Source organism: Bacillus sp. FSL H8-0534 (genome assembly GCF_038005885.1).
GTDB lineage: Bacteria > Bacillota > Bacilli > Bacillales > Bacillaceae_G > Bacillus_A > Bacillus_A pseudomycoides.
This window is the reverse complement of sequence record NZ_JBBOUC010000001.1, coordinates 1051988-1077003: the sequence shown is the minus strand read 5'-3', so window position 1 is coordinate 1077003 and position 25016 is coordinate 1051988. Positions and strand designations below refer to the sequence as shown.

At 34.5% G+C, this 25016-nt stretch carries 28 protein-coding genes; 19 read left to right on the top strand and 9 right to left on the bottom strand.

All coding sequences use genetic code 11. From position 1 onward, the window contains the following. Positions 1-98: 98 nt before the first annotated feature. Together MHH71_RS05625 and MHH71_RS05620 are read right to left on the bottom strand one after the other, a co-directional pair. Positions 99-569, bottom strand: coding sequence for a GNAT family N-acetyltransferase (locus MHH71_RS05625; RefSeq protein WP_006094599.1), 471 nt, complete (start codon positions 567-569; stop codon positions 99-101). Between the two features lie 140 nt (positions 570-709). Further along, positions 710-1660, bottom strand: a complete 951-nt coding sequence (locus tag MHH71_RS05620; protein WP_006094600.1) for a metal ABC transporter substrate-binding protein — start codon at positions 1658-1660, stop codon at positions 710-712. A gap of 546 nt (positions 1661-2206) precedes the next feature. Between MHH71_RS05620 and MHH71_RS05615 the strand changes: the two genes are divergently transcribed. After that, a complete protein-coding gene (locus tag MHH71_RS05615) occupies positions 2207-2866 on the top strand; it encodes an oxidoreductase (RefSeq protein ID WP_003197100.1) in 660 nt (219 codons plus the stop codon). A gap of 43 nt (positions 2867-2909) precedes the next feature. Here the strand turns inward: MHH71_RS05615 and namA are convergent, their stop codons facing one another. After that, entirely contained in the window at positions 2910-3950 is a 1041-nt protein-coding gene (gene namA / locus MHH71_RS05610) for an NADPH dehydrogenase NamA (protein ID WP_006094601.1), read from the bottom strand. Positions 3951-4083: 133 nt separating this feature from the next. Between namA and MHH71_RS05605 the strand changes: the two genes are divergently transcribed. The 6 genes from MHH71_RS05605 (at position 4084) to MHH71_RS05580 (ending at position 9174) form a co-directional block, all read left to right on the top strand. Beyond that, positions 4084-4536: a methylated-DNA--[protein]-cysteine S-methyltransferase gene (locus MHH71_RS05605; RefSeq protein ID WP_003197104.1), complete on the top strand. Its 453-nt coding sequence runs from the start codon at positions 4084-4086 to the stop codon at positions 4534-4536. A gap of 206 nt (positions 4537-4742) precedes the next feature. Continuing rightward, positions 4743-5687 (top strand): DUF2628 domain-containing protein, encoded by a 945-nt coding sequence (locus MHH71_RS05600; RefSeq protein WP_006094602.1) that lies wholly within the window; start codon positions 4743-4745, stop codon positions 5685-5687. Between the two features lie 147 nt (positions 5688-5834). Then, a complete protein-coding gene (locus MHH71_RS05595) occupies positions 5835-7496 on the top strand; it encodes a peptide ABC transporter substrate-binding protein (protein ID WP_006094603.1) in 1662 nt (553 codons plus the stop codon). A 57-nt stretch (positions 7497-7553) separates the two neighbouring features. Continuing rightward, positions 7554-7970 (top strand): FosB/FosD family fosfomycin resistance bacillithiol transferase, encoded by a 417-nt coding sequence (gene fosB / locus MHH71_RS05590; protein ID WP_018765467.1) that lies wholly within the window; start codon positions 7554-7556, stop codon positions 7968-7970. Between the two features lie 25 nt (positions 7971-7995). Then, complete coding sequence (locus MHH71_RS05585) at positions 7996-8538, top strand: short-chain dehydrogenase (protein ID WP_006094604.1); 543 nt, start codon at positions 7996-7998, stop codon at positions 8536-8538. 18 nt (positions 8539-8556) lie between these two features. Next, on the top strand, positions 8557-9174 hold the full coding sequence (locus tag MHH71_RS05580) for a phosphoserine phosphatase 1 (protein WP_003197111.1): 618 nt from the start codon (positions 8557-8559) through the stop codon (positions 9172-9174). A gap of 57 nt (positions 9175-9231) precedes the next feature. Here the strand turns inward: MHH71_RS05580 and MHH71_RS05575 are convergent, their stop codons facing one another. Further along, entirely contained in the window at positions 9232-9756 is a 525-nt protein-coding gene (locus MHH71_RS05575; protein ID WP_006094605.1) for a CotG/ExsB N-terminal domain-containing protein, read from the bottom strand. Between the two features lie 192 nt (positions 9757-9948). On the opposite strand from MHH71_RS05575, the gene cotH reads away from it, so the two are divergent. From cotH to MHH71_RS05535, 8 genes are all read left to right on the top strand, one after another. Next, positions 9949-11025, top strand: coding sequence for a spore coat protein CotH (gene cotH, locus MHH71_RS05570; RefSeq protein WP_033798830.1), 1077 nt, complete (start codon positions 9949-9951; stop codon positions 11023-11025). Between the two features lie 198 nt (positions 11026-11223). Next, a complete protein-coding gene (locus MHH71_RS05565) occupies positions 11224-11841 on the top strand; it encodes an NUDIX hydrolase (protein WP_006094607.1) in 618 nt (205 codons plus the stop codon). A 251-nt stretch (positions 11842-12092) separates the two neighbouring features. Next, positions 12093-12695, top strand: a complete 603-nt coding sequence (locus MHH71_RS05560; protein ID WP_003197119.1) for a DedA family protein — start codon at positions 12093-12095, stop codon at positions 12693-12695. Positions 12696-12790: 95 nt separating this feature from the next. Continuing rightward, positions 12791-14170 (top strand): putative polysaccharide biosynthesis protein, encoded by a 1380-nt coding sequence (locus MHH71_RS05555; protein ID WP_006094608.1) that lies wholly within the window; start codon positions 12791-12793, stop codon positions 14168-14170. 184 nt (positions 14171-14354) lie between these two features. After that, a complete protein-coding gene (locus tag MHH71_RS05550; protein ID WP_003197123.1) occupies positions 14355-15296 on the top strand; it encodes a magnesium transporter CorA family protein in 942 nt (313 codons plus the stop codon). A 200-nt stretch (positions 15297-15496) separates the two neighbouring features. Next, positions 15497-16393, top strand: coding sequence for a permease (locus tag MHH71_RS05545; protein WP_078211708.1), 897 nt, complete (start codon positions 15497-15499; stop codon positions 16391-16393). A 3-nt stretch (positions 16394-16396) separates the two neighbouring features. Further along, positions 16397-17266, top strand: coding sequence for a TIGR03943 family putative permease subunit (locus tag MHH71_RS05540; RefSeq protein WP_006094610.1), 870 nt, complete (start codon positions 16397-16399; stop codon positions 17264-17266). Positions 17267-17496: 230 nt separating this feature from the next. After that, entirely contained in the window at positions 17497-18003 is a 507-nt protein-coding gene (locus MHH71_RS05535; protein ID WP_018765474.1) for an acyl-CoA thioesterase, read from the top strand. An 87-nt stretch (positions 18004-18090) separates the two neighbouring features. Here MHH71_RS05535 and MHH71_RS05530 read toward each other — a convergent pair whose 3' ends face one another. Beyond that, the gene (locus MHH71_RS05530) at positions 18091-18177 is read right to left on the bottom strand and encodes a YjcZ family sporulation protein (RefSeq protein ID WP_000505094.1); all 87 of its coding nucleotides are present in this window, start codon (positions 18175-18177) and stop codon (positions 18091-18093) included. A gap of 160 nt (positions 18178-18337) precedes the next feature. Between MHH71_RS05530 and cls the strand changes: the two genes are divergently transcribed. After that, positions 18338-19522, top strand: coding sequence for a cardiolipin synthase (gene cls, locus MHH71_RS05525; protein WP_033798831.1), 1185 nt, complete (start codon positions 18338-18340; stop codon positions 19520-19522). 32 nt (positions 19523-19554) lie between these two features. Then, positions 19555-20013 (top strand): spore coat protein, encoded by a 459-nt coding sequence (locus MHH71_RS05520; protein ID WP_018765476.1) that lies wholly within the window; start codon positions 19555-19557, stop codon positions 20011-20013. Positions 20014-20062: 49 nt separating this feature from the next. Here MHH71_RS05520 and MHH71_RS05515 read toward each other — a convergent pair whose 3' ends face one another. Beyond that, on the bottom strand, positions 20063-20848 hold the full coding sequence (locus MHH71_RS05515) for an SDR family oxidoreductase (RefSeq protein ID WP_006094613.1): 786 nt from the start codon (positions 20846-20848) through the stop codon (positions 20063-20065). A gap of 187 nt (positions 20849-21035) precedes the next feature. Between MHH71_RS05515 and MHH71_RS05510 the strand changes: the two genes are divergently transcribed. After that, positions 21036-21215 carry a hypothetical protein gene (locus MHH71_RS05510; RefSeq protein ID WP_016114600.1) on the top strand — a complete coding sequence of 60 codons (180 nt, stop codon included), beginning with the start codon at positions 21036-21038 and terminating at the stop codon, positions 21213-21215. Between the two features lie 106 nt (positions 21216-21321). Further along, entirely contained in the window at positions 21322-21942 is a 621-nt protein-coding gene (locus MHH71_RS05505) for an NAD(P)-dependent oxidoreductase (RefSeq protein WP_003197138.1), read from the top strand. A gap of 25 nt (positions 21943-21967) precedes the next feature. Here the strand turns inward: MHH71_RS05505 and MHH71_RS05500 are convergent, their stop codons facing one another. The 3 genes from MHH71_RS05500 to MHH71_RS05490 all read right to left on the bottom strand — a co-directional run bounded on the left by MHH71_RS05500 (position 21968) and on the right by MHH71_RS05490 (position 24859). Then, the gene (locus tag MHH71_RS05500; protein WP_006094614.1) at positions 21968-22450 is read right to left on the bottom strand and encodes a DUF456 domain-containing protein; all 483 of its coding nucleotides are present in this window, start codon (positions 22448-22450) and stop codon (positions 21968-21970) included. A 1-nt stretch (position 22451) separates the two neighbouring features. Further along, positions 22452-23759 (bottom strand): hemolysin family protein, encoded by a 1308-nt coding sequence (locus tag MHH71_RS05495; RefSeq protein ID WP_006094615.1) that lies wholly within the window; start codon positions 23757-23759, stop codon positions 22452-22454. Between the two features lie 212 nt (positions 23760-23971). Then, a complete protein-coding gene (locus MHH71_RS05490; protein ID WP_006094616.1) occupies positions 23972-24859 on the bottom strand; it encodes a hypothetical protein in 888 nt (295 codons plus the stop codon). Positions 24860-25016: the final 157 nt, after the last annotated feature.

The following is a 25016-nucleotide window of genomic DNA, read 5'->3' as shown; positions in this document are numbered from 1 at the left end:
CAATTATATTTTTGATGCGGAGGTAGAATAGGAAACATGACCATCTTGTTCTTCTATTAATAAACAAAGATTAGTAGAAAATAATAAAAAGCCTGTTTTCACAGGCTTATACTTTCATTTATCCGTAATTCCATTACAACACCAACAACTGGTCCTTCATCGTCTATATCACCAGTTAAGTGAAAACCGAAAGACTCATATAGTTTCATTGCTAGTTTGTTTTCTGGATGAAAACTTAAATAAATCTTTTTGCATTGAAATTTTTGTTGTAAATACTGGATAAGCAGATGGAGAAAACGTTTCGCATAGCCATTTCCTTGAAAATGGTAATCAATCATAAAACGATCTAGCCATACGCTATCATCTTTTTTTGAATACCAACCATACATTGCGTAGCCAACAAGTGTTTCTCCATCATATAAGCCTACTGACGTTCCGTTTTCTTCATATAGGGATTCCGCTAAAGAAAATGCATTGCTTTCAATAAATTGCTGCTGCTCCTTTGCTACGTCTAAAGCAGCGACTGAACGCCAATTATTTGCTGTTACTTCACAAATGTGAAGATTCATAGTTCCAACTCGCTTTCATAACATAGTATATCTTTAAAACTAATATGGATAATTTTACTTGTTATTTTGTTGAAGTCAAGCTGCTGAATATGAAAAAAGACAGTTGAATATGTTTCAACTGTCTGAAAGGAAATATAAATTTAGTTTGTAGCTTCTTTTAAAGTGTTCACGTTTTCTTCCATTAATGTGAAGTAATCTTTATTTTTCTTTGCATCATCTTCAGAAATAGTAGCAAGGTGATTTAAACGTAAAATTTTCGTTCCTGTTTCTTTTTGAATAACTTCTGCTACTTTTGGAGTAGAGAATGTTTCAAATAAAATATATTTTAAACCATGCTCTTTTGCTGTTTTTGTAATGTTAGCAAGTTCTTTTTGTGATGGTTCATCAGAAGCGGAGATGCCAGCAACTGGTATTTGTTTTAAGCCATAGCGTTTTTCCCAATATCCATATGCAGCGTGAGAAACTAAAATATCTTTCGTTTTTGCCTCTGAAACAACAGATTTAAAGTGATCATCTAAGTCAGTGAACTTTGTTTGTAGGGCGGCGAAGTTTTTCTCAAATTCTTTTTTATGATCTGGTTGCAATTCTACGAGTGCATCTTTAATTTTTTCAGCCTGCTTCATCGCGAGTGTAGGATCAAGCCATACGTGTGGGTCTTTGTCATGATGGTGACTTTCTTCTTCTTTATGACCCTCCTCGTGCTCATGTTCTTCTTCTGATGAAGCGATAAGATCGAAACCTTTAGATGCATTAACAACTTTTACGTTCTCTTTTTTTAATGTTTTTTCCATTTTTTCTGCAAACGGCTCTAATTCCGCGCCGTTATATACGAATAGGTCTGCCTTCGCAACTTGTACCGTTTGTTTTTGACTTGGCTCATATGTATGAGAGTCAGCGCCAGGTGGATAAATTGTTTCAACATTTACATAGTTACCACCGATTTTTTTAGCGAAATCAGCAAGTGGAAAAATAGTTGTATATACAGAAAGTTTTCCATCTTTTTTTGCAGTTCCGTCTTTTTTGCTGGCACACCCAGCAAAAATTAATGTAAAAATAAGTATAAAAGAAAATACCATTAACCTTTTCTTCATGTAATTCTCCTCTTTTCTTTCTTTTCCAATTTTATTTTCTCCAAAATAAGAGAAAAAATATCTTTTTGTTATAAAACGGAATAATTACGTTTTAAGTTGCGAACTTAGTATAATACATCTTTACGAAAGTTGCAATAAATAATAATCATTCCGATTTGATTTTGTTATAAAGTTGTCAAAAAGAATAGTATTAATTTTTATGAATGTCGCATATGTGACAACACTCCTTTCATATATTGAGGTAGAGGGTATGAAAAGGGGATGAGTAATTGGATTACATAATGGAAGCAATCTTATTGATACTAGCAGTAGTTTTGCCATTAACATGTGTTTTGATTTTCCTCAAGACATTAATAAGTAATCTAGGTGACTCTAGGATAATAACCAAGCTACCAACAGAGAAAAAAGGAGAGAAGAGTAAGTAAAGCACTTGCATCACGCATAGTGCTTTACTTATGATAGAATAAGAAAAAGGAAACTCCTAGAAATAGGATTTGTACTGCCTGTTTGGACGGTATAAAATTAGATAAAGAGGTATAAAGATAAATGAATAAAAGAACAGCCTTAGTACTCGGTGCGAGTGGTTTAGTTGGACAAGAAGTGACGCAGCTATTACTTGACTCAGATTACTATGATTCGGTTATGGTTTTTGTAAGAAAGCCACTGCAATGGGAACATGAAAAGTTACAGCAGAAACAAGTTGACTTTTCTATATTAGAAGAGTATAAAGAATTTTTTGCTGTTGATGATGTTTTTAGCTGTCTTGGGACAACAATTAAGAAAGCGAAAACGAAAGCGAATTTTAAAAAAGTAGACTATGAATATACATTACGAGCGGCCTGTTTAGCAGAAAAACAAGGTGTACAAAATTTTCTTGTTATTTCTTCTATGGGTGCTAATCCAAAATCACTTTTCTTTTATTCACAAGTAAAAGGGAAGATGGAGGAGGAACTTCAAAAGTTAGTGATCGGTGGGATTCATATATTTAGACCATCACTATTGCTAGGAGATCGAGAAGAATTTCGTTTTGGAGAAAGAATGGCTGAGAAGATATCTGGTGTTTTGCCATTTGTATTTAATGGTACTTTAAAAAAGTATAAGCCGATTACAGCTGAGCAGGTTGCAAAAGGGATGTACTTAGCGGCACTACGTGAAGAATCTGGTGTCCATATTTATAATTCTACAGAGATTACAATGATGGAATAATGAAAACGAGAAGGGGAGCCCTTCTCGTTTTCATTATTGTGTATTAGCGGCGAGTCGGGGCTGTTTTACCACGAGCACGTTGATATTGGTGGGGCTCTTGTAATTCAAATCCAAGTTCATTAGCTGCTGTTCTTGGAAAATATGGATTGCGAAGTAACTCGCGACCGATAAAGATTAAGTCCGCTTCATTATTTGCTAAAATTTCTTCTGCTTGTATCCCGCTTGTAATCAATCCTACTGCACCTGTCGCAATGTGTGCTTGTCCTTTTATATGATTTGCATACTCTACTTGATAGCCAGGGTAAACGTCGATTTGTGCAGGTATAACTGCCCCAGAACTACAATCAATTACATCTACATCTTGTTCTTTCATCCATTTTGCAAATTGAACATAGTCATGGACTGTTAATCCTTTAGGGTGATAGTCATTTGCAGAAATACGAACGAATAAAGGACCATTCCAAACTTCATTTACAGCATCAATGATTTCTTTTAAGAAACGGTAACGGTTTTCAGGTGATCCGCCATATTCATCAGTTCGTTTGTTTGATAATGGAGAGAGAAATTCATTAATGAGATAGCCGTGAGCCGCGTGGAGTTCAATAATATCGAATCCTGCTTGTTTGGAACGACATGCGGCATCTTGAAAAGCAGAAATTGTTTTTTTGATTAGCTGTTTATTCATTTCTATTGGGGTTTTCATTGTATCATTAAATGCAATAGCCGAGGGTGCTACAGAGTCTGTATGTAATTCAGCTTTTCGACCAGCATGGGCTAACTGAATAGCTGCTTTTGCCCCATTTTCATGGATGAGGGACACCGTTTTTTGTAACCCTGGAATATGATCATTATTCCATATACCTAAATCTTTATTAGAAATACGTCCTTCAGGTACAACAGCTGTAGCTTCAAGCATAACAAGGCCTACTTGACCAGCTGCGCGAGACGCATAATGGATATGATGGAAATTTGTCACTTTTCCATCTTCGTTTTCTGAAGAGTACATACACATCGGTGACATAACAATACGATTTTTTAATGTAACATCTTTAATCGTATAAGGTGAAAAAAGCTGATAGTCCATATCTATTCCCCCTTATTGTAGTTTCCTTTATTGTATCATCATCATTTTTGTTTCCATAATGAAACGCTTATTCCCGAAATTTTGTACATTTATGTTACAATTATTGAAATAAATTAAATTGGGGGATAGGGGCATGTACCGAGCTTATTATGAAAGCGAAATAGGTTTGCTTGAAATTACTGCAAATGATGAAGGAATTACTTCTGTTATTTTTGTAGAGGAACGGAAAGAAGAGAATAAAAATCAAATTGTAGAACAGTGCCTCGCTGAATTAGATGAATATTTTAATCGAAAGAGAACTGAATTTACAGTACCACTGTCAGCGGTTGGAACACCATTTCAAAAGAGTGTTTGGGATGCACTTTATACGATTCCATATGGAGTGAATGCTTCCTATCTGGATATTGCAGAAAAGGTTGGTAACACAAAGGCGGTGCGTGCGATAGGAGGAGCGAATAGTCGCAATCCGATTTCTATTATTGTTCCGTGTCATCGTGTAATTGGAAAAAGTGGAAAGTTAGTTGGATATGCAGGTGGTCTATGGCGAAAAGAATGGTTATTGAAACATGAGGGGATTTTGCAATAAGATAAAACTCTTTTCAAATGGAGATAGTAGTTTTCATTGCTTAGAGGATAACAAAGTCTAGTAGAAAGTAAGTATTTCTGAGTTTCATACGAATGGTTTAACCTGTTATTTGCGGGGAAGAATCATCTTGTTAAATAGCTAAATTTTTTAGTATGCTGGACAACAGAAGTATAAGTAGGGGATAAATCAGGGAAAGAGGGATTATTTTGCGTTGTATAAATTGTGGGAATCCTTGTCCTGACGGTCAATTTAATTGTGAAGATTGTCAGCAAACTTTACATAATGGAACAAAAGAGGAGACCTCACCAATCGAAAAAAATATGGAACAATATGTGGGAGCGCATTATCCATATTATAAAAGAAAATGGGACAAAGAAAAGAAACGAATAGCAAGGTGGAGCTGGAATGGATGGGCTGCTATTTTCAATGTCGGATGGTTTGGTTATCGAAAATATTACGTACCTGCTTGTTTGTTTGTAATTTTATTAGTAGCTTGTGATGCATTTTCATACTATATGGGATTCAATGTAGCACTCCCCATTATTAACATGGTTCCCCTTACCTTTTTATTGCTCATTTTAATGATGATAGGGGTCGGAATTTTTGCAAATGGGTTATATTATCGATTTGCTGAGCGGAAAATATACCGGATAAAAGCAAGAGGGGTAACGAATGGAGATGTTGAGCGTTATCTCATCCGTGATAGTGGAGGAACAAGCAAAATGGGAGCGGCTATTGTTACAATTTTGACAGCTGCTAGTATATTCATGAGTCACTTTTTCTTTCCTACAGATCAAGATGTTATTCAAAAAGTACGAGCAAGTTCCCTTTATGAGTATCCTTTTTTTTCTATTGGGGAATCTTTTGAACAGCATTTTAAGCAACCAACCTGGGTTTATTACCGCGGGGGAGATGGATTGGAATTAGTAGAATTTCATGGATACAATCATGGTATGACAAGACAAAAAATTATCATTCAATTTGTTGTCGATTACAGGTTGCATGAAATTGAACCCTATTCTCTTACAGTTAACGGTGAGCCCCAAGGTGAAAAAGAGTTTTTGAAAATGATGGAAGATGTGTTTCGTACGCAAGATCTTTTTGAGTTGGATGACGGATTACAAAAAGATGAAAAAAAAGAAATGTTATAAGAAATGAATGTAAAAGCAGATGGAGCAGCTTTTACATTCATTTCTTTTTTTATTTTAGGAAAGAAAAATATTTAAAATAATCAGAATTTTTTGTATAATAATATTATACATGCTTTATTGTATACATACAGATTGGGGGAAGGAATAATGAAGAAAAAAGTTTCAACGCTTGCTGCACTTGCATTATCAACAAGTATGTTCGTTGCAGGTTGCGGGAATGGGGAGAAAGCATCGACAACGAAGAAAGAAACAGGTAAGGGGATGGCCGATAAACAAGTGCTAAACTTACTAGAAACAGCAGAAATTCCTTCGATGGATACATCAAAATCAACAGATTCCGTATCATTCCGAGTATTTGTAAATGCAATGGAGGGTTTATATCGATTAGATAAAGATAATAAGCGAACTCCAGGTATGGCAAAAGATGTGAAGATTAGTGAAGATAAGAAAACATATACTTTTGAATTACGAGATGCAAAGTGGTCGAATGGTGAGCCAGTTCGTGCACAAGATTTTGTATATGGCTGGCAACGTGCGCTTGATAAAGCAACAGCAGCTGAATACGCATTTATTTTATTTGATGTAAAAAATGCTCAAAAAGTTAATAAGGGGGAGCTACCACTTGATCAGCTAGGTGTAAAAGCAAAGGATGATAAGACACTAGTGGTAGAACTAGAACAACCAACTCCATATTTTCTTGATCTTACATCATTTCCAACATTCTTCCCTTTAAATGAGAAGTTTGTAAAAAAACAAGGTGATAAGTATGCATTAGAAGCTGATAAAATTTTATACAATGGACCATTTACGTTAAGTGAATGGAAGCATGAGCAAAGCTATCAATTAAAGAAAAATCCAAATTATTGGGATAAAGATACTGTAAAACTAGAAGAAATTAATGTCGGTGTCGTAAAAGAAACGAGCACAGGTGTGAACCTATATGATAATGATCAAGCGGACCGCGTAATTTTAACTTCAGAGTTTGTTGATAAATATAAAAAGAATAAGCCAGATGAATTCAAAACGAAACTAGATCCGCGTATGTATTTCTTACGTTTTAATCAACAAAATGCAACATTTAAAAATCAAAAAGTGCGTGAAGCAATTGATTTAGCTTATGATAAAAAAGGTATTGCAAATGTCATTTTAAATGATGGCTCATTACCAGCATATTTCTTAGTACCAGAAAAATTCACAACAGGTCCGGATGGAAAAGATTTTCGTACTGTAAATAAAAACTTCCGTGATAATAAAGACAATGCGGAAAAAGCGAAGAAGTTATGGGAAGAAGCGAAAAAAGAACTGGGTCAAGATACAATTACGGTAGAATTACTAAACGATGATAATGGTAGCCGGAAAAAAGTTGGCGACTTTATTAAAGAAGAGCTTGAGAAAAATTTACCTGGAATTAAAGTGAATTTGAAACAACAACCGTATAAACAGAAATTAGATTTAGAGAAGAAATTACAATATGAGTTTTCACTATCAGCATGGGGCCCGGATTATCCAGATCCAATGACATATATTGATATGTTTATTACAGGAAGTACATTTAATGAAATGGCGTATTCAAATCCGAAATATGATGACTTAGTTGCTAAATCGAAAGGTGAGTTGTTAAAAGATGATGCAGCACGCTGGAAAGCACTTGCAGAAGCTGAAAAAATCTTAATTGGAGAAGATGCAGCGATTTCACCTACTTATCAGCAAAGTACAGCATATTTAGAAAAAACATATGTAAAAGGAATTGCAAATCATACATTCGGCGGCGATTTTAGTTATAAATGGGCGTATATTACAAAAAAATAGTATAATAAGAGATGCGCGAATTTTCGCTCATCTCTTATTTTGTAAGGAGGACTTATGTTGATAAATGGCTTTAATCATCTTTGTTTTTCGGTTTCAGATTTAGAAAGATCTATTCAATTTTATGAAACAGTATTAGAGGGAAAGTTATTAGTAAAAGGAAGAAAACTCGCATATTTTGATATATGTGGAGTGTGGGTGGCACTCAATGAAGAAGCAGATATTGCACGAAATGAAATTCATCAGTCATATACACATCTTGCATTTTCTGTTAAACAAGAGGATTTTGGTCGACTATTAAAGCGATTAGAGGAGAATAAAGTTCATATTTTACAAGGAAGAGAACGTGATGTAAGAGATTGTCAGTCTATTTATTTTATTGATCCAGATGGACATAAGTTTGAGTTTCATTCAGGTACACTGCAGGATCGCTTAAAGTATTATAAGGAAGCAAAACCACATATGAAATTTTATTGATGAAATAAAGGGGGATGGGAAGAGCATGCATGCGCTCGTTATTGGAGGGACAGGGATGCTGAAGAAAGTGTCCGTTTGGCTTTGTAATCAAGGGCTTTATGTTTCTGTTATTGGACGAGATAGGAATAGGTTAGAAGATGTAAAAAATACATGTAATGCTCCAAGAAATGTTACATGTATTTCTCTTGATTACCACGATGGCGATGCTTTGAAACAATCTATTAAAGATACGATTAAACAAAATGGACCTATCAGATTAGTCGTAGCTTGGGTACATACAACTGCTAAAAAGGCGCTTCAAGTAATTTGTGAAGAAATTGAATTACATTCTAAATCCTATAGTTTGTTTCATATATTAGGGAGTAGTGCATCTCGATTGGAACGTCAAAAAATAGGAAGTGCTTTCTGTAATTATCATAGAATTTTATTAGGGTTTATTTTACAAGGTGAACATTCAAGGTGGTTGACTCATGAAGAGATTACTGATGGAGTTATAGCAGGAATTCAGAGTAAACAAAGCGATTGTATTGTAGGAACATTGGAACCATGGGAATTACGACCAATTTGATGAGGGGGAAGAAAACGAATGAAAACGACTTTATATGTAACACGTCATGGAGAAACAGAGTGGAATGTGGCAAAGCGTATGCAAGGGAGAAAAAATTCTAATTTAACCGAAAAAGGGATATTACAGGCAAAGCAGTTAGGGGATCATATAAAGGATATACCACTTCATGCGATATATAGTAGTCCAAGCGGGAGAACAATGCATACGGCAGAGTTAATAAAAGGAGAGCGGAATATTCCAATTATAGCTGATGAGAACTTTTATGAGATTAATATGGGGATCTGGGAAGGGCAAATGCTTGTGGATTTGGAAGCGCAGTACCCAGAGGAAGTACATACGTTTTGGAATGAGCCACATCGTTTTTGTTCGACATCAGGCGAAAATTTCTATGATGTGCATAGTCGGGTGATAGAAGGAGTAAACCTTCTTTTAGAAAAACATAAAGGGGAAAGTATTTTAATCGTATCTCATGCAGCAGCTGCAAAATTACTTGTGGGACATTTTACTGGTCTTTCTGTTGAAAGAGTGTGGGATGATCCATTTATGCATAGTGCGAGCTTAAGTATCATTGAATTTGAAGGGAAAGAGGCTAGTGTTAAACAGTTTGCCGATATAAGTCATTTTCAGCAAGTATAAAAAGACCGCAATAGAGCGATCTTTTTACGTTTACTGTTAACAATAAGGGATAAAGAATTAGCAATTACGTTTTCTAAACCAGAAGTGATCGCATTTTTTTCTTTTTTTACAGCCTGTTGTACGTTTACGGCCTGTTGTACGTTTACGGCCTGTTGTGCGTTTACGACATGTTATGTGTTTACGCCATGTTGTGTGTTTACGCCATGTTGTGTGTTTACGCCATGTTGTGTGTTTACGGCATGTTGTGTGTTTACGCCATGTTATGCGTTTACGGCCTGTTGTGCGTTTACGGCATGTTGTGTGTTTACGGCCTGTTGTGTGTTTACGGCCTGTTGTGCGTTTACGGCCTGTTGTGCGTTTACGGCCTGTTGTGCGTTTACGACATTTTGTGTGTTTACGACATGTTGTATGCTTACGGCATTTTGTGTGTTTACGACATGTCGTATGCTTACGGCCTGTTGTACATTTGTGGCCAGAAAAATGATCATCGTCACAATCAAAAGTACTTGGATCTTGATGTAAAAACTCTTCCATCCCTGCACTTTTGATTTCTTCAACAGCTTTTTGAATATCGCGTTTCATAGAAATCCCCCTTATCTCTAAATAAAATGAACAGGTATTCCTTTTACATTAATCATGATATGAAGAGAGAATCTCTTCTGCATGAGGCAGGAGTTTAGATTTTAATAGAAATAGGCATATAGCGGATATATGGACATGGACAAAGTAATAAGCATACATTAAATGGAGAAAAAAAGAAGGGATGGGGGAAGAATGTTGCCTTCTTATGATTTTTTTATTCATCCGATGTATCTTGTTGAATTAAAGAAGGACATTTGGTCTGATAGTCCAGTGCCTGCTAAATTAACATATGGGAAAAGAAAGTATGATATTGACATTGTATACCGGGGAGCACATATTCGAGAATTTGATAAAAAATCATATCATGTTATGTTCTATAAGCCGAAACAATTTCAAGGGGTGAAAGAGTTTCATTTGAATTCTGAGTTTAAGGATCCATCACTTATAAGAAATAAATTATCGCTTGACTTTTTTAGTGATATTGGTGTACTTTCGCCAAAATCCCAGCATGTTTTTATCAAGATTAATGGTCAAATTCAAGGTGTATATTTACAATTAGAATCTGTTGATGAAAACTTTTTGAAAAGCCGTAAATTACCGAGTGGGTCAATTTATTATGCGATTGATGATGATGCGAATTTTTCTTTAATAAGTGAGCGTGATCAAGATGTTAAAACAAACCTATCTGCAGGCTATGAGTTTAAATGTGCGAATGAACATAGTGAAGAACAGCTTAGTGAATTCGTTTATCAGGCAAATGTACTATCACGAGAAAAATATGAAAAAGAAATTATAAATTACCTTGATGTTGACAAATATTTGCGGTGGCTAGCAGGTGTTATTTTGACTCAAAACTTTGACGGATTTGTTCATAACTATGCACTGTATCATAATGATGAAACGAATTTATTTGAAGTGATACCGTGGGATTATGATGCGACATGGGGCCGTGATGTAGAAGGAAGGCGGCTAAACCATGAGTATATCCGAATTCAAGGATATAATACGTTGAGTGCTAGAATTCTCGATATACCGGTATTTCGAAAGCAATACCGTAGCATTCTTGAAGAAATTTTGGAAGAGAAATTTACAGTTTCGTTTATAAAACCGAAAGTAGAGAGAATGTGTGAAGCAATTCGTCCTTACTTGATTCAGGATCCCTATATGAAAGAGAAAATAGATATTTTTGATCAAGAACCAGATATTATCTTTCGATATATAAATAATAGGAGTCAATATGTACACAAGTATTTACATGAACTATTATAAATGAAAAAGAGATTGATACCTAGTCAATCTCTTTTTCATTTATAATAGATTTAATCTTTCCTTTTAGATAAAAAGTATGAATGCTTAGATCTTTATGAAAACAATTGATTCCCTTTTAAATTTCATGTGAATAAGTTACGATTTGTTTAGGTGCTGTAAACAAAAGTTAAAACCGTATATTTTGAGGATGGTGAGAATATGGAAGTGAAATGGATCGATTGGGTAAAACAAATACAAGCCATTGCTCAGGCTGGTTTAACGTATTCAAAAGATGTGTATGATATGGAACGTTTCGGGCAATTACGTGATCTTTCAGTTACGATGATGTCTCATTATACGAAGACAGATTGGGAAGTGGTAGAGAGATTATTTGCCAATGAAATGGGTTATCAAACACCAAAAGTAGATATTCGGGCTGTCGTGTATCAGGATGGAAAATTATTATTTGTGAAAGAAAAAAGTGACGGGAAATGGGCTCTTCCAGGTGGCTGGGCAGATGTTGGCTATACGCCAACAGAAGTGGCAGCAAAAGAAGTGTGGGAGGAAACGGGTTATAAAGTTGATCATTTTCGATTATTAGCAGTATTTGATAAAGAAAAACATTATCCATCACCATCAGCAATGCATGTATATAAAATATTTATTGGTTGTGAAATTGTTGGGGGCGAAAAACAAACAAGTATTGAAACAGAAGAAGTGACCTTTTTTGGTGAAAAAGAAATCCCAGAGTTATCGACTGCTAGAAATACAGAGTGGCAAATTAGAGAGATGTTTGCCTGTATGAAAGATAGGAATAAAAGCTCCTTACTTGATTAAGAAAATATGTAAAGATAAGAATAAAGATAGTTTAACAGTACTCCAACAGAAGTCCCCTTCCTCAAGCACATGCAGGTCATAGTCCAGGGATCATTCACAGCGTATAAATCTCTTTTTCTTTCTATTCTTGCCTGGTATATTTATAATGAATTGTACATATTTTGGGTAAAGAATGAGGAATATATTGGCATGCATAAATCTTTGTGGGATAATAAGAAGGTATGTAAGCAGAAAAGGAGATAGAAAAGCAAATGTTAGCAAATTTAATAGAGCAGTTATTGCAATTTTTCGCAAGTTTAGGATACTTTGGAGTTGCTTTAGGGCTAATGATTGAAATTATTCCGAGTGAGATTGTCCTTTCTTATGCTGGTTTTTTAGTTGCGCAAGATAAAATAAGTTTTATTGGGGCAGTAATCGCCGGTACAATTGGCGGTACATTAGCACAAATCTTTTTATACTGGTTAGGATATTACGGAGGGCGTCCGGTAGTTGAAAAATATGGTAAATATTTATTGATTAACAAGCATCATTTAGATGTAGCCGAAAGTTGGTTTAAACGTTATGGTGCGGGGGTAATCTTCTCTGCTCGTTTCATCCCAATTGTACGCCATGCGATTTCAATACCAGCAGGATTAGCGAAAATGCCTTTAAAACTTTTTACACTATATACAGTAGTTGCGATTATTCCATGGTCAATTCTCTTTATTTATTTAGGAGAAAAACTAGGTGGGAATTGGCGGCATATTAAAGAATATGCAGCTGATTATACGCATTACATAATTATTGGGGCAGTGCTCTTTATTGCTCTTTATTTCGGTTTAAAGGTATTGAAAAAAAGAAAAACAGTTCGTTAAAGCCAATGATTTCATTGGCTTTTTTTATACGTTTCAGTTCTAAAATAAAGAAGTTGTCCATAATGTGTAGTAATAAAGCGTAGCGGGGGAATGAAATGAAAGGATCACCGTTTTTACGTGGAACATTATTTTTAACGATGGCAACGATGATATCTAAAATGCTTGGATTTATATATGTTATCCCATTTACAGCGATGGTTGGTACTAGTGGATACATATTATATACATATGCATATCGGCCATATACAATTATGCTGAGCATTGCAACGATGGGATTGCCACTTGCTGTTTCTAAAATGGTTTCAAAATACGATGAGTTAAATGATTATCATACAGTAAAACGGGTGCTAAAAAGTGGAATGTTTTTTATGGTTTTTATGGGAATTGTTTCATTTCTAGTTCTTTATATGTTAGCTCCATATCTTGCAAAGCTAGTGATCGATGGAAGTGATCAAACTGGTAATAGTATGACTGCTGTGACGTATAATATTCGAATTGTTAGTTTTGCATTATTGATTGTACCAGTAATGAGTTTATTGCGCGGCTTTTTTCAAGGATTTCAATCTATGGGACCGTCAGCATCTAGTGTAGTTGTGGAACAGTTTTTTCGTGTCTTAACAATCTTAATAGGAAGCTTTGTTGTTTTGCATATTTTGAAAGCGTCTGTTTCGTTAGCGGTTGGAGTTTCAACTTTTGGTGCATTTATGGGGGCAGCGGCAGGATTGACTGTTTTGATAGGTTTTTATATGAGAAGGCGGAAATATTTAAAACGGAAAGAGATTGCCAGTATCCCACAGACAACGAAGTCCTTTTTTGCTTTATACAAAGAGCTATTTACGTATTCAATTCCATTTGTTGCTGTTGGGTTAGCGATTCCGTTGTATCAAACAATTGATACATTTACAATCAATAAACTTTTAATAGAGATAGGTTACGTACAAGGTGAAGCAGAAAAAATAAATGCAATAATTGGGCTTGTCCAAATGGTTGTACTTATTCCTGTATCCGTTGCAACAGCTTTTAGTATGTCTCTCGTTCCTGAAATGACGAAAGCTTATACAGTTGGAAATGAACAATTATTATATAAGCATTTCACGAAAACGAATTTACTTGTTGTAGGGATTACAATTCCCGCAGCAATTGGAATGATTATATTAGCCCAACCTATATACACTCTTTTATTTGGAGTAGGAAATGATCCAAGTTTAGGAAGTGTTATTTTACGGTACTATGCACCAGCGTGTATATTATTTTCATTGTTTACAGTTACTGCTGCGATGTTACAAGGGATTGATCAGCAAAAAAAAACAGTTCTAGGTTTAACCTTAGGAATTATAATAAAGATTGTACTAAATATTATATTATTGCCGTACTTTGACTACACCAGTTTTATTATCTCAACATATGCAGGCTACACAGTTTCAGTTTCATTTAACTTGTGGATGCTGTCTAAATATGTTATAAAGGCAACATGAGCTTTTGAAAAGACAGAGCAATCTCTGTCTTTTTCTATTTTGAAAGAAATTATGAAGAAAAGCGTTTTCAAAATAATTTTCTATTGAAATTTAAACGTTTGTTTCATATGCTGAAAATAGCGGTTCAAAAACTGTTGTTTAAGTGAGGTAGATTCCCACATGTAAAAAGAATCGGGGTGATAGTATGTTAAATATTTATTTAACAGACCGAAACGGAAAACTACAAGAAATAGAGGAAATTCAAAAAGGTTGTTGGATTAATGTACTCCATCCAACAGAGGAAGAAATTCAATTTCTAGTGCAAACATTGAATGTAGAATTGGATTTTATTAAAGACCCTTTGGATGATGAAGAACGATCTCGGATTGAAAAAGAAGATGACAATGCATTAATTATCGTTGATATTCCAACAGTAAGGCATGATGAAGAAGGAAATTCAATATACGACACGATTCCAATTGGTATGATTGTAATGCCGGAATGTTTCGTTACAATCTGTTTAGAAGAAAATCCGATTTTCGAGCGATTTATTAATCAGCGTATTAAAGAATTTTATACTTTTAAAAAGACTCGTTTTGCATTGCAGCTCTTATATACGATTTCTACTTATTATTTACGATACTTAAAACAAATTAACCGAAAAACAATCGACCTAGAGCACGAGTTAAATAAGTCGATGAAAAATAAAGAAATCTTTACATTATTAGGTCTTGAAAAGAGTTTAGTGTATTTTACAACATCTTTAAAAGCAAACAAAATTGTTATTCAAAAGTTAATGCGCAATAATACGTTTATTAAAATGTATGAAGATGATCAAGATTTACTAGAAGATGTATTAATTGAAAATAAACAGGCCATTGAAATGGCTGAAATATATAGTAATATTTTAAGTGGTATGATGAATACGTTTAGTTCGGTTATTTCTAATAATTTAAACAGTGTTATGAAGTTTTTAACTTCTATGACAATCATATTATCAGTGCCAACAATGGTTTCCAGTTTTTTTGGAATGAATGTTCCAGTTCCTTTAAGTGAAAATCCGCATGGTTTTTTAATGGCTATGATTATATCCGCAATATTATCTTGCGTAATGGCCTTTATTTTTTGGAAGAAACGTTATTTTTAAATCATATGAAAGCTGTTCTAGCATAGTTATCAAACTGCGCTAGAGCAGCTTTTTTGTCGTAATAAAACGTTTCTTATATACAATATGTGTATTGAGGAAAAACTTATTTCCATGATTTGTAGATTTGAAAAGGGCTTGTTCAAATAATAAATTGAGGTTAAAATTACATATTGTTAATGAAAAGATGGAGGAAATACATCATGGAATTGTTTCAGTTACCGAAAGCATTCCTGCAAATGAATACGATTTTTATCTCAATTTTAATTGAAGCACTACCATTTGTGCTAATTGGTGTATTTATTTCAGGATTCATTCAAATGTTTGTGACAGAAGATATGGTGGCAAAATGGATGCCCAAAAATCGATTTCTGTCTGTATTATTAGCTACTTTTCTTGGCATGATGTTTCCAGGGTGTGAATGTGGAATCGTTCCAATTGTAAGACGTTTAATTGGGAAAGGTGTTCCGCCGTATGCTGGAATTGCATTTATGTTAACGGGGCCAATTATTAATCCGGTTGTATTATTTGCAACATATGTTGCGTTTGGAAGTAGTATGCATATGGTGTGGTATCGTTCCATTGTAGCCATTATTGTAGCTATTATCGTTGGACTTATATTATCGTTTATGTTTAAAGATCATCAACTACGTGATGAACATTTCCCAGAGGTGGATCATAAGCGTCCTTTGCGTAAAAAGATGTGGGACGTATGTACACATGCGGTTGAAGAGTTTTTCTCAATGGGGAAATACTTAGTAGTGGGAGCATTAATTGCTGCTGCAGTTCAAACATTTGTACAAACTTCAACACTACTTTCTATAGGGCAAGGACCGTTCTCTTCATCAGCTGTTATGATGGGACTTGCGTATATTTTATCACTATGTTCAGAAGCGGATGCTTTTATTGCATCTTCGTTCCAAAGTACATTTTCAACAGCATCACTTGTCGCGTTCCTCGTTTATGGACCGATGGTGGATATTAAAAATATGTTTATGATGCTTGCGACATTTAAAACAAAATTTGTAATTGTTGTGATAGCTACAGTTACACTTGTGGTTTATGCAAGCTCACTACTCATTTATGCGATGGAGTGGTAGGTTATGTTTCGAGCATATATTTTACTCGGATTTACAATCTTAATTGCGCAGCTTCATATTTCAGGTAATATAACAAAGTATATAAATATGAAGTACGCATATTTATCAAAAACAGCTGCAATTATTTTAGGGTTTTTAACACTTATTCAAATCATTGTTGTTTTCCAAAAGGAACACAAAAAGGAAAAAGATCAGCACAGTTGTGGTTGTGATCATAGTCATTGTGGACATGATCATTCAAAAGATGAAAACACATGGTGGAAACGAACTTTTGCGTATACATTATTTTGTTTCCCTATTATTTCAGGACTATTCTTTCCAATTGCGACGTTAGATTCAGATATTGTTAAAGCGAAAGGATTTCATTTCCCTGTTGCGCAAGCAGAGAGTACAGATCCATTTATTACAAGGCAGTTTTTAAGACCCGATACGAGTATTTACTATGGAAAAGAAGGGTATCGTGGTGTGATGGAAAAAGGAAAAAAAGAATACGTCACAAAAGATAATATTGCCTTGAAGGATGAAGACTTCTTAAAAGGTATAGAAACAATTTATAATTATCCTGGTGAATTTACAGGTAAGACACTTTCGTTTAAAGGATTTGTTTTCCGCGATGATTCTTCAAAGAAAGAACAATATTTCTTATTCCGCTTTGGTATTATTCATTGTGTAGCCGATTCAGGTGTATACGGGATGTTAGTGAAAAAGCCAGATGGAGTAGAGTGGAAGAATGATGATTGGATTGAAGTGGAAGGTGAAATTTCAACTGAATTTTATCAACCATTCCATGCAAATATTCCTGTTTTGGAAGTAACAAAATGGAATAAAGTTGAACAGCCGAAAGAACAATATGTATTTAGAGGAGCCGATTGATTATAATCGGTTCTTTTTTATAGACATAAATTTATGAAAATTGCTAATATATAATATATAGTTCACCTAGTGTAATTTTTATATACAAGATGAACAAAAAAGCATAGGGTAGTTCCAATGTTTTCATATTAATTAATATATAGGATGCATGGGACTAGGAGAATTTAGGGAGTATTTATTTCGTTTTCATGTTATGAAAGGTTTATGAATGAATTAAAGAGGTGAAGGAAATGGAAGAAACAAATGGGAAAACAGTTAATGAATCAAGAGTTTTTAAAACAAGTCGTGTCTTTCCAACAGATTTAAATGATCATAACACATTATTTGGAGGTAAAATATTAGCTGAAATGGATATGATTGCATCTATCTCAGCAACGAGACATTCACGAATGGAATGTGTAACGGCATCAATGGACTGGGTAGATTTTTTACATCCAGTTCGTTCAACTGATTGTGTGAGCTATGAATCGTTTGTCATTTGGACAGGGAGAACGTCGATGGAAGTGTTTGTAAAGGTAGTAGCGGAAGATTTAATTTCTGGTGAAAAACGAATTGCAGCAACATCTTTTGTTACATTTGTAGCACTTGGGAAAGAAAATAATCCAGTTCCTGTTCCGCGTGTAATTCCCGAAACAGAGGGAGAAAAAAAATTACATGAAATTGCTGTTTTACGTGCGCAACAACGTCATATTCGAAAAGCAGAAAGTAAGAAAATTGCAACGTTATTAACTTTATAAGTAATTTGAAATGAAAAGCGGACACCTAAATTTAGGTGTCCGCTTTTATAGTTTTTTCATCTGCATATCGCTCTTTCGGGTGTCTAACTAGCAAAAGCAAGCAGCACCGACGATAATTAAGAGGATAAATAGTACGACAAGTAACGCGAATCCATTTCCATGTGCGAAGCCCATTGTTATTTCCTCCTTTTATTTTAAGATACAACATACAATATGCAAATTCACTCTTGTTTGACAGGGACATATATCACGAAAATATAGATTTTTCTTGTATGTTAACGTGAAAAAAAGGAAAGATATAGGAATAACTGTTTTTGAAGAAAGGGTTTTATCCATGAAAAAATGTGTATCCATTTTGTTATGGATCATAGGGATATTCATATGGATGAACATCGATTTAGAGATGGGGAAGAAAATGACTAGTGGGCTTGAAATATCACAAATTCGATACGGGAATTTCCAATTATATACAAGCGGAACGGATTTGTATCAAAATTTGTTTGATGATATAAATCGTTCAGAAAAGTATGTCTATATTCATTTTTATATTGTTGGTAAAGATGAAGTGAGTCGTAATTTTTTACAATTATTAGAGAAGAAAGCATCGAGCGGTGTGGATGTGAAATTATCAGTAGACCGTATAGGTGGCTATAAAATGAAGAAACAAGTGATTCAGCAGTTAAAAGAAAAGGGTGTTAAGTTTACTTTTAGTAAAAAGCCTAAATTAAAGAATTTGTTTTATTCATTGCATCAACGTAACCACCGGCGTATTGCGGTGATAGATGGAAAGATATCTTACATTGGTGGTTTTAACATTGGAAAGGAGTATCTCGGTAAGGATCCTAAATTTGGGAAATGGCGTGATTATCAGTTGCGTATTGAAGGAGATGGAGCGACTGATATGGAACAGAAATTTGCAGAAGATTGGTATGCGGATACTGGTGAAAAACTTTCTTTGTACAAAGGACCATCTCAGCAAGGAAATGCAAAGTATCAATATGTATTTTCAGATGGGAAAGGGTTATGGCAGGAATACGGTGCATTATTAAAAGGGGCTAAAAAATCATTAATCATTGCAACGCCGTATTTTGTACCAAGTAAGGAAATGATGGATGGTTTACAAGAAGCATTGCGGCGTGGCGTGACGGTAAAGATTCTTGTTCCTTTTAAAAGTGACGCTCTGTTACTAAAACAAGCTGCTTATCCGCATTTAAAAAAGATGCTGGATGCCGGTGCGGAAGTCTATCAATACCGGAATGGTTTTTTTCATGGAAAGGTGACAATAATTGATGATATAAGTGTTGATGTAGGAACAGCTAATTTTGATAATCGTAGTTTTTACATAAATACAGAGTCGGACTGTTTTATATATGATAAAGCAGTTGTAGCTGAGGTATGGAAACGACTACAAGAGGATTTTCATGATTCTAAACGCTTAACTGATAAAGATTTTGACAAAATAAATAGCTGGGATTGGTTTCTAGCAAAGGTAGCAAATGTTCTGGCATCCTATTTATAGGCATATATTTAGAGGGAAGGGGGAGCTATGATATGAGATGTATGGAAGAGTTAATGAAGTGTAGCTATGAAATGATTCATATGATTGGTGAGTATATGAATAGGGTGGAAGGTGAAGAGTTAAAGGATATATTAAAACAACATTTGCCCTATATTTTGCAAGCTTACAATGAACAAGTGAACTTTCAAGAAGGTGAAAATATACAGCATATGATTTGTGAACAACTGAAGTCCCCCCTTATACAAAATGATATACCGATGAAGAATACAAGTCAGGGTGACATTGAACTTGCTATTTCCTATATTTCGAATTTAAAAAGATTAGCACTCAGATTCGCCCAAGTTGCTGTAGAAGTTGCAAATCCGGAATTTCGATCATTTTTGGAAAACTGCTTTGTTAAAATGAATCGTTATGCATATAGTGTATGGCAATATGTTGTGAAAAAAGAATATACAATAGAGAATATATATGAAGACGAAAGATTTGCATAGAATAAAAAAACAAGACGGCATATAAGCTGTCTTGTTTTTTTGAAAAGAATTATAAGCTTTTTACCATTCCACCATCAACAAGGAATGATTGCCCAGTCATATAAGTATTTGCATCGGATGCAAGGAATGTAGCAAATTTAGCGAATTCACTAGGACGACCATATCTTCCAAGTGGGATAATTGCTTCATATTGTTTTTGAACGTCTTCTACTGTAATTCCGCGCTTTTCGGCAGCTGTTTCATCGAGAGAAGCGATGCGGTCTGTAGCAATACGTCCAGGAGCAATCGTATTAATTAAAATGTTATATGGAGCAAGCTCAGATGCTAACGTTTTTGCTAAGCCTGTAATGCCGACGCGGAATGTATTCGATAATAGTAATCCGGGAATGGGCTCTTTAATAGAAGACGAAGCAATGTTAATAATTTTGCCGCCTTGCTCTTTCATATATGGAAGTACTTCACGAATCATACGAACGTAACTTAATAAATTAAGCTCAAATGAATTGTACCAATCTTCGTCTGTTAATTGTTCAAATGTACCAGGCTTAGGGCCGCCGGCATTGTTTACTAAAATATCAATTGTGCCAAAGGTTTGTACAGTATATTCTACCGCTTGTTTCATGTTTTCTTTGTTTGTAACATCACAAACTGTATACATGGCAGTGCCTTTATTAAGAGCGATCAATTCTTTTTGTAAAGATGCTAGCTTTTCTTCATTACGACTAAGTAGCATAACATTTGTTCCTTCTTTTACAAGTTCCGTAGCAATCGCTTTTCCTAAACCTTGACTAGAAGCAACAACTAGAGCAGTTTTTCCAGCTAATCCAAGTTCCATATATATCAACCTTTCTTTGTTATATTATTTTTATTATAAGTGAAAAAGATCCAAAATAAAAAACAAACGCCTCTCTTATCAGAAAATTTACAGAAATTTACCGTATCTTTACTCTTTTCTCATATTATCTTCAAAAAAGAGAAGTAATATGAGATTGTACATATTCTATCAAAAGGGGGATAAGCAAATGAATAAATGGGTTAAATCTTTAACTGCTATGGCACTTGCGAGCTCTTTATTTATGGTAGGTTGTAGTAAAGGTGAGGACAAAAAGAAGGATGAGGACAAAACATCACAGCAAGATGAAAAGAAAGATCAAGAAACGAGCAAGGATAGTAATTCTTCAGATTCAAAGGAAAAAAAATAATATTTTGAATGGTAGGGCTTTCTCACGTGTTGGGGAAGCTTTTTTAGTTGCATATTTATCGTTTTTGAGAAAGAATAGAGAAAAATAGTAAGTAAGGAGTACGAAGATGAAAATATGTATATTTGGTGCAACTGGAAGAGTTGGGTCACAGTTAATGAAACTAGCATTACAAGATTCACATGATATCACAGTATTAGTTCGTGATCAAAATAAGCTTATGATGAGACATGATAAGCTACATATCGTAGAAGGGGATGTATTACAGGGAAATGATGTGAAGAAAGCTTTAAAGGACGCTGAGCTCGTTTTAAGCGCTCTTGGAACAGATGGAAATAGAACATTATCGAATAGTATACCTAGCATTATAAAACATATGGGGAAAGAGGGAGTAAAAAGGATTATTACGATAGGAACAGCAGGCATTTTACAGGCGCGGACAAATCAGAAGATATATCGATTTCAATCGGAAGAATCAAAAAGAAAAACCACAACGGCTGCAGAAGATCATTTAGCTGCTTATGTAGCTTTAAAAAATAGTGGGCTATGCTGGACAATTGTTTGTCCTACACATTTAATTGATGGTGAAGAAACGGGTATATACCGGACGGAGACGGATATGTTACCACTGGATGGATCAAAAATTACGGTAGGAGATACAGCTCGTTTTACGTGGTCTCTAATAAATGAAAAAGTATATGAAAATAGCCGTGTAGGCATTGCTTATTAAAAAAACCATCCCTGAAAAGGGATGGTTAAAAAAGAATGTAACATACAAAAATGATAATCATAATAATTTGTAAAATTGCTTTTGCTACTGTACTGCTTAAGAAGCCGACGACTGTAGCAATTCCGACCATAAACGCTTCTTGTGGTGTCTTTTTATGCATTATTTCTGTCACGAAAACAGACAGAAATGGAATGATAATGAGACCAAATGGTGGGAAGAAAAAGGAGCCGATAATAATAGAAACCATTCCCACACGTTCACCCCATTTGGTACTTCCATATTTCTTTAAGAAGTATCCATTTGCGATAAAATCAGCAACGAAAATAATGATGGTAAAAATGATTTGAAGGATCCAAAAACTTATTGTTAGCTCCCCACCATTTATGGCAAAATGATAAATGAGATATCCAGCCCACAGTGCAAGTATGCCAGGGATAATCGGATAGATAAACGCAATAAACGATACGATAAAACAAGCAATTATACAAAGTGTTAATAAAACGGTCACTTTATATCTCCTTTTTACTATCTAGTTTATGTACAGCAACTTTCTTAATTTGATGCCCATCAAGTTCTAATGCTTTGAATTGGAAACCAGCATATTCAATTGAATAGCCAACTTCAATATTTAAATCAATTGCCTGAGATAGAAGCCAGCCCCCAATTGTATCTAAATCACTATCATCGATATGTAAACCAAATATATCATTTACTTCTGAAATGAGTACTTTTCCATCCAGTACAGTGAGTTTTGGTGTGCGTTTTTCAATCATTGGCGATTCATCTGCATCAAATTCATCTTGAATTTCACCAATAATTTCTTCAATAATATCTTCCATTGTTAATAGGCCAGCTGTCCCGCCGTATTCATCCACTACAATTGCCATTTGCACACGATTCTTTTGAAGATGAATTAATGTTTTACGGATTGGTACTGTTTCAAATACAGTTAAGACCGGATGTATATACGCTTCTAAAGGTTTTTGAATCCCCTTCGTTTGGTCGTGAAAAATTTCTTTTGTGTTTAGCATCCCGATAATATCATCTTTATCTTTTTCAATAATCGGATAACGTGTATATTTTTCAGATGCCACGATATCCATATTTTCTTCTAATGTATTTTCGGTAGATAAACAAACCATTTCTGTGCGAGGTACCATAATTTCTTTGGCAACACGATCATCAAATTCGAAAATATTGTTTACATATTTGTATTCAGTTTGATTAATTTCACCACTTTTAAAGCTTTCACCTAAAATAAGTCGTAATTCTTCTTCTGAGTGAGCAAGTTCATTTTCTTTTGCTGGTTCTAAGCCGAATAGTTTTGTAAAGAATACGGCTGTACTATTAAGTGACCAAATGAAAGGATACATGATTTTATCAAACCAAATGAGTGGTTTGGCAAATTTTAATGTAATAGCCTCCGCTTTTTGAATTGCAAAAGATTTTGGAACAAGTTCCCCCAATACAACATGGAAAAAAGTGATGACACTAAATGCAATGATAAACGATAGCGTATTAGCCATTGCTCCAGTAATATTTATTTTTTCAAATAGTGGTCGTAGTAAGTGTTCAACAGTTGGTTCACCAAGCCAACCAAGGCCTAAAGACGTGATAGTAATACCAAGCTGACAGGCTGATAAGTATACATCTAAGTTAGAAACAACGCTTCTGGCAGCTAATGCTTGCTTATTTCCTTCATTTGCAAGCTGATCAATTCTACTTTTTCGTACTTTTACAACCGCAAATTCAGATGCGACGAAAAAGCCAGAAATGAGAATAAGTACAAAAATGAGAAAAATATTTAATATGTCCAAGTGTGTTCTCTACTCCGAAGTTGGAATAAAGATGTCACCTCCTGCAAGTATGTTATACTTTTATAATAAATCGAAATGAAAATAATAGTCAAAGGAAATGAGTAAATATTGGAATGTTTTTCTAACCATACATGAATTTGTTGGTATTTTACCCTGAATGAAAGGGGAATAACCCTCCATTTTTAAAAGGAGGGAGATAGCATGAAGCTTAATTACTTTGTCAGTGTTTTTGTGATAGTGTAAGTTTGATGTTTAGACTGGTTTGTTGTCCACACGGATTGAAGAAAGGAAAGAATGATGTATGGAATATAAATGAGTAGCAGTCCAATTGTGACAACGGTCGGGGAACTTCCTCCAAATTGAATAATAAATTGTAGTAATCCTTTCGTATGAAAAATACATTCCATATAAAAAAATGACAGAATGATGGAGCTTAAAATAGATTTATGATTTGAAACATTTGCCATAAATAACGTATTAATGAGAAAAGATGAATCACGTAAATCATGTTCTGCAGTTTTATTTAAAAATGGAATCCATTTTTTAATTGCCTGTATAACAATAATCATTGATGTACTACTTATGATGATGAGAGAGGAAAGGAATGGAATTGTTATGTACTTTGCGATGTATAAAGAAATTAAAACAATAGAACATTGTAATAAAGCAGTACTGAATGAGTATGGAATCCAGCGCAATATTGAAGTATATTTTTTTAGTTGTTTTGGTGCCTTTAAGAATAAACGTCCCATTGTTAAGCTAATTGAAAAACCAATTGCGAGTGTGAATGTAAAACGCACGATTGATAAAAAGTATACTTCCCACATATAAGGGAATAGAAGTGTAGATTGTCCTGGAGCATGTAAAGTTGTGGTTGAATTTATAATAGGTTGTGATGAAAAAAGAATGGATTCATGCATCCAATCAATCATCGGGATGAAAATGGATGGAAAATGAGCGAGATTATGAAAAATCCCAAGTAAACCTTTCAAATAAGAAGACTCATGAGTTAATAATAAGGCGGGAATGGGGCTTATGATAAGAATAATAAGGAATCCTACAAAAAAGCGATATGTGTAAGAACGAAATAATGAAGACATAAAGGTTCACCTGCTCTTTGAAAATTCAGAAAATTCTTATTCTTATTTTAGCGCTTTTTTGCTAAAGTTACAATATCTTTTTCTTTACATATGGGTATAGGCTAGGATTATAAGTAATTCTCTTTATTTTCAGCTATAGTCAGTAACTAGCTTAAGT